The sequence below is a fragment of the Streptococcus sp. 263_SSPC genome (assembly GCF_001071995.1).
GTDB lineage: Bacteria > Bacillota > Bacilli > Lactobacillales > Aerococcaceae > Granulicatella.
Genome location: NZ_JVNU01000049.1, coordinates 50,101 through 62,848, shown reverse-complemented (window position 1 = coordinate 62,848; position 12,748 = coordinate 50,101). Strand labels below are relative to the sequence as shown.

The 12,748-nt window shown below is 42.3% G+C and carries 12 protein-coding genes; 6 read left to right on the top strand and 6 right to left on the bottom strand.

The genetic code is table 11. From position 1 onward, the window contains the following. Positions 1–2 precede the first annotated feature (2 nt). Positions 3–197, top strand: a complete 195-nt coding sequence (locus ADH02_RS09595; RefSeq protein WP_192831709.1) for a hypothetical protein — start codon at positions 3–5, stop codon at positions 195–197. Between the two features lie 50 nt (positions 198–247). On the opposite strand, the gene rpiA is transcribed toward ADH02_RS09595, so the two are convergent. From rpiA to ADH02_RS07255, 5 genes are all read right to left on the bottom strand, one after another. Then, the gene (rpiA, locus tag ADH02_RS07275) at positions 248–916 is read right to left on the bottom strand and encodes a ribose-5-phosphate isomerase RpiA (protein ID WP_048783754.1); all 669 of its coding nucleotides are present in this window, start codon (positions 914–916) and stop codon (positions 248–250) included. A gap of 78 nt (positions 917–994) precedes the next feature. Continuing rightward, positions 995–3,838: an excinuclease ABC subunit UvrA gene (gene uvrA / locus ADH02_RS07270; RefSeq protein ID WP_048783752.1), complete on the bottom strand. Its 2,844-nt coding sequence runs from the start codon at positions 3,836–3,838 to the stop codon at positions 995–997. Between the two features lie 65 nt (positions 3,839–3,903). Next, positions 3,904–4,668: an exodeoxyribonuclease III gene (locus ADH02_RS07265; RefSeq protein WP_048783751.1), complete on the bottom strand. Its 765-nt coding sequence runs from the start codon at positions 4,666–4,668 to the stop codon at positions 3,904–3,906. Positions 4,669–4,763: 95 nt separating this feature from the next. After that, positions 4,764–5,972: a sensor histidine kinase gene (locus ADH02_RS07260; protein ID WP_048783749.1), complete on the bottom strand. Its 1,209-nt coding sequence runs from the start codon at positions 5,970–5,972 to the stop codon at positions 4,764–4,766. Beyond that, entirely contained in the window at positions 5,959–6,651 is a 693-nt protein-coding gene (locus tag ADH02_RS07255; RefSeq protein WP_048710937.1) for a response regulator transcription factor, read from the bottom strand. Before ADH02_RS07255 ends, ADH02_RS07260 begins: the two co-directional genes overlap by 14 nt. 189 nt (positions 6,652–6,840) lie before the next feature. Here ADH02_RS07255 and ADH02_RS07250 point away from each other — a divergent pair, with 189 nt between their 5' ends. The 5 genes from ADH02_RS07250 (at position 6,841) to purR (ending at position 11,717) form a co-directional block, all read left to right on the top strand. Further along, positions 6,841–7,665 (top strand): lipoate--protein ligase family protein, encoded by an 825-nt coding sequence (locus tag ADH02_RS07250; RefSeq protein WP_048783748.1) that lies wholly within the window; start codon positions 6,841–6,843, stop codon positions 7,663–7,665. A gap of 128 nt (positions 7,666–7,793) precedes the next feature. Beyond that, on the top strand, positions 7,794–9,146 hold the full coding sequence (locus ADH02_RS07245) for an HD domain-containing protein (RefSeq protein ID WP_048783746.1): 1,353 nt from the start codon (positions 7,794–7,796) through the stop codon (positions 9,144–9,146). Between the two features lie 343 nt (positions 9,147–9,489). Continuing rightward, positions 9,490–10,311, top strand: a complete 822-nt coding sequence (yidA, locus tag ADH02_RS07240; protein WP_048783744.1) for a sugar-phosphatase — start codon at positions 9,490–9,492, stop codon at positions 10,309–10,311. A gap of 2 nt (positions 10,312–10,313) precedes the next feature. Further along, positions 10,314–10,658: an ASCH domain-containing protein gene (locus ADH02_RS07235; RefSeq protein WP_048783743.1), complete on the top strand. Its 345-nt coding sequence runs from the start codon at positions 10,314–10,316 to the stop codon at positions 10,656–10,658. A gap of 231 nt (positions 10,659–10,889) precedes the next feature. Continuing rightward, positions 10,890–11,717: a pur operon repressor gene (purR, locus tag ADH02_RS07230; RefSeq protein WP_048783741.1), complete on the top strand. Its 828-nt coding sequence runs from the start codon at positions 10,890–10,892 to the stop codon at positions 11,715–11,717. Positions 11,718–11,798: 81 nt separating this feature from the next. Here purR and ADH02_RS07225 read toward each other — a convergent pair whose 3' ends face one another. Beyond that, a complete protein-coding gene (locus ADH02_RS07225; protein ID WP_239681751.1) occupies positions 11,799–12,737 on the bottom strand; it encodes an AEC family transporter in 939 nt (312 codons plus the stop codon). Positions 12,738–12,748: the final 11 nt, after the last annotated feature.

The window sequence follows — 12,748 nt, the reverse complement described above, 5'->3', positions numbered from 1 at the left end:
AGATGGCGGAACAAATGGAAAAATACGAAGAAGTCTATTGGAAAACAATCGAATATGCCAAAGAGACCGCTAGAGAAGCTGGACTTAAAGAAGGTCAAGTTTTGGCATTTCTTAAAATGAATCTTCCTATCACAGAAATCATGAAACACACCGGATTATCTGAAGAAGAGATTCAAAAAATTAAAAATACACTATAACAAAAACCGCTTAGAATCGCACATCCATGCTGACTCTAAGCGGTTAATTTTTAGAATTGTTTTACGACAACCCCATCAGGAGTTCCTACAAGCACGATATCTGTCATGTTTGTGAAGAGACCTTGCTCTACCACGCCTGTCATGCCTTTGATTTTTTCTCCAAATGCGATTGGGTCTTTAATTGGATAGACATCCAAGTCGATAATGTAGTTTTTGCTATCGGTTAAGTAGCGTTCTCCGTCGCGTTCGCGGAAAGTTGGTTTGTATCCTAGCGCTTCAAAACGTTTGAATAATTGTTCTGACCCATAAGGCACCACTTCCACTGGTAATGGGAAACGACCTAAGTAGTCGACCATTTTTGATTCGTCTACAATCCAGATGACGCTCTTTGATTGCTCGGCAACGATTTTTTCGAATAATAACGCACCGCCGCCACCTTTGATTCCTGAAAAATCTGGAGCGATTTCGTCTGCACCGTCGATTGTGACATCGATATAATCCACTTCATCCACGCTCTTCAACGGAATTCCAAGCGCTTCTGCTTGTTTCTTCGTTGCTAGGGAAGTCGTTACTCCCACTATTTCAAGCCCTTCTTCTTTTACTCGTCGACCGATTTCTTCTACAAAATAGTAGGCTGTCGAACCCGTTCCTAGACCAACCGTCATTCCACTTTCTACATATTCGGCGGCTTTCTTGCCGACTAATTCTTTCATGTTCATTCAAGTTTCCCCCTGAGAAATGATCTATGTTGAGTATAGCATAACTGGCTTCTTCAAACTATCTCTTCTCGTAAATTTCTACTTCTTTTTATGCGATGCGGCTGCTTCCAATGCGCGTTTTAAATAACGACCCGTGTGACTGTTTTTATCTTTCGCCACTTCTTCAGGCGTCCCTGTCGCAATAACAAGTCCACCACCGCTACCGCCTTCCGGTCCCATATCAATGATATAGTCAGCGGTCTTAATCACATCTAAGTTATGTTCGATGACAAGTACGGTATTGCCGGCTTCGACTAAACGATTCAACACTTCAAGTAGACGTGCGATGTCGTCTGTATGCAACCCAGTCGTTGGCTCATCAAGAACGTAGAAGGTATTGCCTGTTGAGACACGTTGGAGTTCGCTGGCTAACTTCATCCGTTGCGCTTCCCCTCCAGAGAGCGTTGTGGCAGATTGGCCAAGGGTTACGTAGCCGAGTCCAACATCCTTAATTGTTTGTAATTTACGTTTGATTTTTGGTACGGCTTGGAAAAATTCCACCGCTTCTTCAACTGTTAATTCAAGAATATCCGCGATACTCTTTCCTTTGTATTTCACTTCGAGCGTTTCAGAGTTATAACGCGTTCCATGGCACACTTCACACGGCACATATACGTCTGGCAGGAAGTGCATCTCGATTTTCAGAATGCCGTCCCCTTTACATGACTCGCATCGTCCACCCTTCACGTTGAAACTGAAGCGTCCTTTCTTATATCCGCGGATTTTCGCTTCGTTTGTAGTCGCAAATAAATCACGAATATCGTCAAATACACCTGTATACGTCGCTGGGTTGCTTCGTGGAGTTCTTCCGATTGGGCTTTGGTCGATATCGATAATCTTATCGAGGCTCTCAAATCCAGAAATGCTCTTGAACTTCCCTGGTTTTTCCTTCGTACGGGTAATCTCACGCGCTAAGGCTTTCTTCAATACGCTGTTGACAAGCGAACTCTTCCCTGAACCCGATACCCCTGTCACGGCCACAAAACGTCCAAGTGGCACATCCACATCGATACCGCGTAAGTTATTTTCCGCAGCGCCTTCTAAATGGATCCAGCCCTTATCTTCTGTGCGGCGTTCATCTGGAACTGGGATGTATTTCTTCCCTGCTAAATATTGCCCTGTCAGTGATTTCTTATTCTTCTCCACTTCTTTTGGAGTGCCTGCAGCGATAATCTCGCCACCAAATTCACCCGCACCTGGACCAATATCAATTAAGTAGTCCGCAGCACGCATCGTGTCTTCGTCATGTTCTACGACAATCAAGGTATTTCCAAGGTCACGCATGCTCTTCAATGACTCGATTAAGCGGTCATTGTCACGTTGGTGAAGTCCAATCGACGGTTCGTCTAAAATGTAGAGGACGCCTGAAAGGTTTGAACCGATTTGAGTCGCTAAACGAATTCGTTGCGCTTCTCCCCCTGATAATGTTCCAGCAGCACGGCTCAATGTTAAATATTGCAAGCCAACATTGCGTAAGAATTTCAAACGAGAACTTACTTCTTTTAAGATTGGAGCTGCGATTTGCTCGTCAGTTTCAGATAAGTTTAAGTCTTTGAAGAAATCAATCTCATCATCTACAGACAGTGCCAACACTTCACTGATGTGTTTGCCTCCGACTTTGACAGACAACGCCTGTTCATTTAAACGGAATCCATGACACTTCTTACATTCTGATTCGTTCATATATTGGCGCATTTGTTCACGCGTGAAATCACTATTGGTTTCCCGGTAACGGCGCTCTACGTTGACGGCTACTCCTTCAAAAGGAATTTCCACGTCACGCACGCCACCAAATTCATTTTCATAATGGAACTTAAAGGTCGCATCTCCTGAACCGTATAACACCATATTCTTTTGCGACTGCGTCAATTTCTCAAATGGAATATTCATCGGAATCTTGAACTGTTTACAAAATTGCTCCAGCATCGTTGGATAATAATTCGAGCTAATTGGATTCCAAGGAACAAGCGCTCCTTCTTCCAGCGTTAAGTGTTTATCTGGAACGATTAAATCTAAGTCGACTTCAAGCTTCGACCCTAAACCGTCACACTCAGGACACGCTCCAAACGGCGCATTGAACGAGAATAGACGTGGCTCTAATTCGCCCACCGTAAATCCACAAATAGGACATGAATGGTGTTCGCTGAAGAGATGTTCTTCCCCACCAATCACATCGACAATCGCATAGCCTTCTGCTAAACGAAGAGCCGCTTCAATCGAATCGAATAGACGTGAACGACTCTTATCATTCACGACGATACGGTCCACGACGATTTCAATATTGTGCTTCTTGTTCTTCTCGAGATTAAATTCTTCAGTGACTTCATGCATCTCGCCATCCACGCGTACACGCACATAGCCGTCTTTTTGAATCTTCTCGAAGACTTTCTTATGTTCGCCTTTCTTCTGAACGACAACAGGCGCTAACACTTGAATCTTAGTCTTTTCCGGCATCGCCATGACGCGGTTTACCATTTGTTCTAAGGACTGACTTTCAATCGGCGTGCCATCATTTGGACAGATAGGTTTTCCCACACGCGCATATAATAAACGTAAATAGTCATTAATCTCCGTCACCGTTCCAACCGTTGAACGCGGATTACGGGACGTTGTTTTTTGGTCGATGGCAATCGCTGGACTCAAACCGTCGATACTATCCACGTCTGGTTTGTCCATTTGCCCTAAAAATTGACGTGCGTATGCAGATAGACTCTCTACATAACGACGTTGCCCTTCTGCGTATAATGTATCAAACGCAAGCGAACTCTTCCCTGACCCTGATAGTCCTGTAATCACGACAAACTTGTCACGAGGAATGCTCACATCAATATTTTTTAAATTATGAGATCGTGCACCATGCACGAAAATATGGTCTTTTGCCATTTCTATACCTCTTTTTTAATCGATACCTCTATTGTATCAGACTTTCTGCGCGCGAACAAACGTTCTTATAGTTTCACTTTGATTTCTACCGGGCAGTGGTCGCTTCCTGTGACATCGCTACGAATGTCGACTTCTTTTAGAAGCGGTGCGAGAGATTTGGACACGACAAAATAGTCAATTCTCCATCCGATATTTCGTGCACGAGCACCACCCATGTAGCTCCACCAGCTATACGCCCCCACTGTATCAGGATGTAAGTAGCGGAACGCATCCACTAAGCCGTTTGCGACAACTTGGTCGAATTTCGCACGTTCTTCTTTGGTGAATCCGGCGTTATTCACATTTGTTTTTGGATTCGCTAAGTCGATTTCCTTATGAGCCACGTTTAAGTCGCCACAGAAAATCACTGGTTTTGTTTCTTCTAGCTTCTTAATATATGCGAGAAAATCATCTTCCCATACTTGTCGGTACGCTAGACGAGATAAGTCGCGTTTTGCATTTGGTGTATAGACCGTCACTAAGTAAAATTTCTCGAATTCGGCTGTAATCACACGTCCCTCTTGGTCATGTTCTTCGATGCCGATGCCATATGTTACCGACAGTGGTTTTACTTTGGTGAAGATGGCCGTTCCAGAATAGCCTTTTTTCACAGCTGAGTTGAAATACACATCATACTCGCTAAACTCCATGCCAAGTTCCACTTGATCTTGTTGTGCCTTTGTTTCTTGTAGGCATAAAATATCTGGATTACTTTCTAATACGTACTCTTGTAGAGCCCCTTTATTTAATACAGAACGAATTCCGTTCACATTCCACGTTGCTAATTTCATTGTTTTCCCTCCATTACGTCCCTTCCATAGTATCAACTCTAGGGCCTTTTTGCGAATAAAAATAACCAGCAGAAAGCATTTCTGCCTCCTTCTGGTTATTTGAGTTTTTCTTTAAATTGTTTCAGTGAACCTTGATTTTCTTCTGGCAAGCAAACATAGAAGCTTGTTTGACCATTTTCAGATTCAGCATACATCATACCACCATGCGACTTTACAATGTTTTCGGCAATCGCCAGACCAAGTCCGGTTCCGCCTGTTTCTTTCGAACGGGATGCTTCTGCGCGGTAGAAACGTGCAAAGAGTTGTTCCAACACTTCTTTCGAAATTGGATCTCCGGCGTTTCGAACGGCAATTGTCACGACTCCATCATTTCTTAATACTTCCATCGTGATGACAGAATCTTCGTGGCCGTATTTAATCGCATTCGATAACAGGTTATTAATCACGCGCACCATTTTCTCGGCATCGAGTTCAAGCACGACATCGCGGTTATTCGGCAAGACTTCAATCGCCATCTTGCGTTTTTGTGCTTCGAGTTCGAAGTCCGCTGCCACTTGCTCTAAGAAATTCACGATTGGAATATCATTAAGTCTAAGCGGTGCTCCATTTGGACGCGTCGTCGTATATTCGAATAAGTCGTCCACGAGTAATTTCATCTGTTCCGCCTTCGAATACGCGATTTCCGCATAGCGTTTCGCATCAGCGCTCTCGACATTTGGCTGATTTACAATCAATCCGAGATACCCGATAATCGACGTCAATGGTGTACGAATATCATGCGATACATTGGTAATCAATTCGTCCTTCGACTTCTCAATCGCACGTTCGTCCTCTAACGCGTTTACGGTCGAATCTACCAAGCGGTTAATCGAGTTCACAACTTGTCCCATGTCTCCTGAGAGTCTGAACGGAATTCGTCGGTCATACTGTCCGTCCGCAATCAAATGCAATTCTTCCAAAATATGGTTTAACTGCATTTGTTGGTATCTTCGCATCAAGCGCCAGTAAGTAAATGCCACTGCAAAAACGACCGATGTAATCGTAAAGATGTTTTTATAGAACGCAATTTGTTCGCGCTCGATATGCCATACTTCACGAGCAGAGAACTCAACTGAGATGAATCCTGGCTCGTTAATCAATTGGCTGACCATCACGAGAATTCCTAAGTACAAGAGGAACACGATACACAGCGTCACAATTCCTTCTAGTACGAGTTCGCTGATTTCCTTTGGCGTAAGTGTTAAGAGTGTCGGTTCGTTTTTGACTTTTCGAAGGTGAAGAACTTTTTTATTATTTGTCTTCAATCTTGTAGCCTACTCCCCATACTGTTTCAATGACTTTTTCTCCGCCAGTCGCTTCGGCAATCTTGTCGCGAAGGTGGCTTACGTGTACCATAACTGTTTTCGTTGAAACGATACTTTCTTGTTGCCATACCGTTTCAAAGATTTCATCTGCACTAAATACGCGGTTTGGATGGCTTGCAAGTAAGTATAGAATTCCGAATTCTAATACTGTTAATTGAATTTCAGTACCATCCGTTGTTGTCACTTGGTGAGACTCTTTCTTAATCGTTAAAGGTCCGATGGTAATTTCTTCGTTAGCTGGGCCTTCTTGAGTAATCGTTGAGCGGCGTAATAATGATTTCACACGCGCAATGACTTCAAGTGGGTTAAATGGTTTTGTAACGTAGTCGTCGGCACCATTTGTTAAGCCTTGGATTTTATCAATATCTGTTGATTTCGCACTTAATAATAGAATTGGCAATTGTGCATTTTCTTTGCGCACTTCATGCACCACTGAGATTCCGTCTAAGCGAGGCATCATAATGTCCAAAATAATCATATCGATATCTGGATACATTTTTAATTTTTCAAGGGCTTGTTTCCCGTCATAGGCTTTTACAATTTCATAATTTTCGTTCTTTAAGTAAATCGTCAATAATTCAACGATTTCGCGATCATCATCTACTACTAAAATTTTCATGAGCATTCCCTCTTTTCATTCTTTTTCTACCTTATCGTATTAAAAATATAAGTTTTTTGCTAGTAATTTTTACGATTCTTGATGTTTACTTAATAAATTCCTAAGAAATAGCTTAAAAACGGCCTCTAACACGACCGTCACGCGAACTTTTGTTATAATGAAACACGAAGAACTCTAAAGGAGAATCGTATGACTCAATCACCTATTCAGCAGCAAACCATCCAATTGGTTGCCTCGCAAATTCCAAAAACTGAAAAACTAGAAGAGATGCTAACGCCATTTGCGCTCGATGAGACGCTGATTCGTCATCTGACAAAGGAAGAAGATGGCCCGTTCGTTCACTTCTGGACGCTTGAAGATATCGTGATTCTTGGGATGACCGATACAAAAGTGCCTTATCTGGAACAAGGACTTGAAAGACTGCGTACTCATGGTTTTACGCCAGTTGTGCGCCAAGCAGGTGGACTGGCCGTTGTGAGTAACGAAGGCATCTTAAACATCAGCCTTCTCTTTAAAAATAAACAAATGCCTACGATTAACGAAGCCTACGAATGGATGCAACAACTCATCCAAGAGACTTTCCCAGAAGCAGCGGTCCTTGGTGGGATTCAAGCTTTTGAAGTGGCAGACTCCTACTGCCCAGGAGACTATGACTTAAGCATTCAAAAGCGTAAAATTGCCGGGATTGCACAACGCCGATTGAAAGATGTTGTCTGTGTTTCGATTTACCTCAGTGTCTACGGTGACCAAAACCGTCGTGGCCGTGTTGTTCGTGATTTCTATGACCACGCACTTCAAGGCGAAGAAACGAAATGGCATTTCCCAGAAGTCAACGCTGATAGCATGTGGAATATTAGCGACGCGCTTGGAATCGACCTCACGATTGAAGACGTTCAAGTCCGCGTCTTGCAGGCATTAACGAAGCTTGGATGCACGCTGGAAGAGAACGAAACAGACTTTCTTCACACTCCAGATTTCCAAAAAGCACTCGAGCGTTTTGTGAAACGACAATAATTCGTCAAAAAACGCGGTATAAAAGCATTCTAAACGGTTACCCCTCTTGCTTTTCTACCGAAAATAGCATAAACTGAAAGTGCTTATGAGTATAATTCACAATCTAATCGAAAGAAGGCGTCAAACGCATGACTGAAGCATTTAAACGTGAAAAAGTATTTCGTGACCCAGTACACGATTATATCCACGTGCAACATCCAATTATTCTTGAATTAATTAATAGTCGTGAAATGCAACGACTCCGCAGAATCAAACAAACCGGAGCTTCGATGTATACTTTCCATACAGCGGAACACTCACGATTCTCTCACTCTTTAGGAGTATATGAAATCGCCCGTCGTATTTGCGACAACTTTGCGCGTAATTACGCAACAGAAGAAGAAGGAGATGGCCTATGGGACGACAGCAATCGCCTTGTTGTGCTCTGCGCGGCCCTCTTGCATGATATTGGGCACGGACCATACTCTCACACTTTCGAGAAAATCTTTGATACGAACCACGAACAAATCACCATCGACATTATCTTGTCTGAAGAAACAGAAGTAAACCAGATTTTACGTAAAGTCTCTTCTACTTTCCCGCAAGAAGTGGCCAGCGTGATTCAAAAAACACATCCAAACCCTCAAGTGGTGCAATTGATTTCAAGCCAAATCGATGCAGACCGTATGGACTACTTGCTTCGTGACGCTTATTTCACAGGGGTAAACTACGGAACATTCGACCTTACGCGTATTCTTCGTGTGATTCGTCCATATAAAGGCGGCATTGCATTTACCTATTCAGGAATGCACGCGGTGGAAGATTACATCGTGAGTCGTTATCAAATGTACATGCAAGTGTATTTCCACCCAGTTTCTCGTGGGATGGAAGTCGTGTTAAATCACTTATTGAAACGCGCTGCGGCTTGCTACAACTCAGAATCGAATCCATTAAGACACTCTGCAACGTTCTTGAAACCTTTCTTCGAAGGAACTTGGACATTGGAAGACTACTTACGTCTCGATGATGGCGTGTTAAACACATACTTCTCTCACTGGTTACTAGAAGAAGATGCCATCTTAAGCGACTTATCCGATCGTTTCATTAACCGTCGTCCGTTTAAATCAGTGCCATTTAACCGTACAAACGATGGCGCTCAAATCGAACGTATGAAACAAATCGTAGAAGAAGTTGGATTCGACCCAGAGTACTACACTGCAATTAACAACAGTTTCGACTTACCATATGATTTCTATCGCCCAGATTCGATTAAACCAAGAACGCAAATCGAGCTTGTCGAACGCAATGGCAATATGGTCGAGTTGTCTCAAGTAAGTTCGATTGTAGATGCCATTTCCGGAAAAGTACGTGGTGACGAACGCCTCTACTTCCCTCGCGAAATGGTCAGCGGCGAAATGCAAAACGGCCTCTTCATGGACGACTATGCAGAGTTTCAAAATATCGCTGCACAATTAGACGTGTTTTCTAATCAGATGAAATAACAGGATACGAGGGCGAACGCTCAGGACTGAATCACTGGACCGAAACGACGGAAGGAACGTGTAACGTTCTGCGTACGTTTCGGGAAGTGGACGTCAGTCCTGTGAGCCCGAGTTCAACTACACAGGATGTGAGCATCATCTACCAATTACTTTTTATAAATAAAAAAACACAATATACCTTATAAGGTATATTGTGTTTTCCATATTTTACGGAGCTCTCCGAAAGATTTCCGTAATGGTTAATTAAGCATTGTATTTTTGCTCAGATTCTTATTTAAAAGACGTCCAATTATCCAGCTCAAAACACTACTTAACGCTATTCAACAATTTTCAAGGAGGAACTATGGCTATCAAATTAATCGCCATCGATATCGACGGCACACTTATCAATTCAAAACGCGAAATCACACCACGAGTAAAGGCTGCTTTAAACGCTGCAAGCGCACAAGGAGTCTATGTGGTTCTTTGTACAGGACGCCCATATCCTGGTGTAGAAGGATTGCTTCAAGAACTTGACTTAGTAAACGACCATGACTATGTCGTGACTTACAATGGAACTTTGGTACAACAAACGGGTTCGAAAAAAGCACTCGTGCGTTTCTCAATGACACATGATGATTTAGAGCGCGTGAACAACTACGCTACAAAATACAATGTGCACTATCACGCCATCGACGAAGAAGCGATTTACGTTCCAACAGAAACAGTCGGCAAATACTCGATTCATGAAAGTGAACTTGTAGGAATGCCAATCGTGCACCAATTATACAAAGACATTCCAACGGACAAAGAATTCGTCAAAATCATGTTTGTGGATGAACCTGAAGTGCTAGAAGAATTAATTCCAAATCTTTCTGACGACTTCAAGAGCCGTTACAACATCTTCCGTAGCGCAGGTTTCTACCTCGAAGTGATTCACCCTGAAGCGAGCAAAGGAAAAGCCGTGCATCATCTAGCCGATAAACTTGGCCTTACACGCGATGAAGTGATGTGTCTTGGCGACCACGAGAACGACCGTGACATGATTGAATACGCTGGTCTTGGCGTTGCGATGGGAAATGCGATTGATTCGATTAAAGAAATCGCCAACTTCGTGACCACAACGAACGATGAAGATGGCGTTGCTGTGGCAGTTGAAAAATTCGTACTAAACAAGGAGAACTAGTCATGCGTCATGAGATGACTCTTTTCCCAAAACCGTACGCTTCCATTGCTTCTGGTCAAAAAACGATTGAACTTCGTCTCTACGATGAAAAACGCCAATCGATTCACATTGGAGATCACATTCGATTTACCAATACCGAAGATGCTTCGCAAACAACACTGTGCGAAGTGATTCAGTTGCATGTCTTTAAAGACTTTAGAGAACTGTATGAAAAACTTCCGCTACTACAATGTGGGTATACTCCACATGACGTGGAGAACGCACATCCCGATGATATGTTGACTTACTATTCGAAGGAAAAACAAGCACAATATGGCGTTGTCGGTATCGAACTCAAACGTATATAACAAAACGAGCCTAATGAGGCTCGTTTTTCTTTATTATTTTTAGGAATAGTGACGTAGATTTCCTGAAAGAAGACTAATTTTTAGCTTTTCTTAATAAAATTAGGAACATTCTTTTGATTTTCAAGGTTTTATTTGCTGTTTTCCCGAATATTACAGGTTTAAAAAATTGTAATTTCCGTACTTTTGTGTATACTATAATAGTGTCTTAAACAAAAAAAGGAGGACGAGGCAATGAAATTAAAAAGAAGTGAACGTTTAATCGATATGACACAACGTCTATTAGATAACCCACATACGTTAATCTCATTAACAACATTTACAGCGTTGTATCAGTCCGCAAAATCTTCTATTAGTGAGGATATTGCTATCATCAAGAAGACTTTTGAAAAGCAAGGTGTAGGGATTATTCGCACAGTGCCAGGTGCTGCAGGGGGCGTGATTTTTGTTCCGAAAATCAAACGCGAACAAGCATTAGCTGCTGCGGAAAAACTAAGAGAGCAAATGAACGATGCAAGCCGTCTATTGCCAGGGGGATATATTTATCTTTCTGATTTACTTGCAAAACCAGATGTATTACATGATTTAGGGAAAATGATTGCGTCTGCTTACGAAGATAAGAAAATTGATGCTGTTATGACTGTTGCAACAAAAGGGGTGCCTATCGCACAAACAGTTGCTAACTACTTAAACGTACCATTCGTTATCGTACGTCGTGATTCAAAAATTACGGAAGGTTCTACTGTAAGTATTAACTACGTTTCAGGTTCTTCTTCTCGCGTTGAGAAAATGGAATTATCAAAACGTACATTAGCTAGTGGATCAAATGTATTAATCGTCGACGACTTCTTAAAAGCTGGCGGTACCATTAACGGTATGCGTAGCCTTATCCAAGAGTTTGATTCAACAACAGCGGGTGCGGTTGTATTCTGTGAATCAGGGGTTTCAAACCACAACGTAACAGACTACTCTTCAATCATCAAGATTACAGAGATTGATACTGAAGCACAAACAATCAAAGCAGAACTTGGTAACTTCTTTGATAAGCATGAATTTTTATAAGATAAAATGAAATAAAGCGAAGAGCCAAATTGGTTCTTCGCTTTTTTGTGTATGCTGCAATTACCATATATGGTAATTGCGTTAAATTAGAAATAGAAATAACGACCACAATGGCAATACTGCTAAGTAAGCAATAGTTGTCATCGTCACCACATTCGTCGCAAAATCGACATCTCCTTTAGCTTCTGATGCTAAAATTGGCATAATCACAAGCGTTGGAATGGTCGATTGAATGATAAAGGTTTCTTTTAATAAGGGATTATCCGCTCCTCCAACAAGTAACACCAATACCATTAACATTGGGAAAATAATAAAGCGCCCTGCTAATGCGAGGAATGTATCGCGGTCGATTCGCAACGTTCCAAGACCACTTTGTTGAAGGTTAATCCCGATATACATAAGCGACAATGGCGTTACTAAACTTCCTACTATACTAATGGAATTTTGTGCAAATGATGGAACTGGAATTCCAAGTGCCACAACTGCTAACGCCACCAAGAACGCAATAAGCGGGGGCGAACAAAGGCTCTTCCACTCGATTCCTTTGTTTTTGGTTCCATCAGGACGGTCAATCGCTACGACATAAGTTCCCACAGTAAAAATCGACAATGTATTAATGACGTAGTAAACCAGGAAGTACGGCATCGCTTCTTCTCCAAAAAGAGAAAGATTGAGCGGCAGCCCCATAAAAACTGTGTTCGCATTCACGAATGTATTGAGCATGACTCCGCGTCTTCCAACTGGAACTTTGAATACGATAACTGCACCCCATGCCACGATGTAGCCTAAAATCACCGCAATCAATGGATAAAGGCTCGCTCCAAAGAAACTCACGAGTTGTTCTTTTGTAATAAATTTTAATACTGAAACAAAGATGGACGCTGGCAAAGCAATCTTCAAAATCAAATCCGCAATGCTCTTGCTGAATCCTTCCTTAAACCATCCCTTGGCCTGCAAGAGATAGCCGAGCGCGATGACCGCAAGTATCGTCACCATACTCGATAACGCCTGTATAATCACATGCTTGTCCT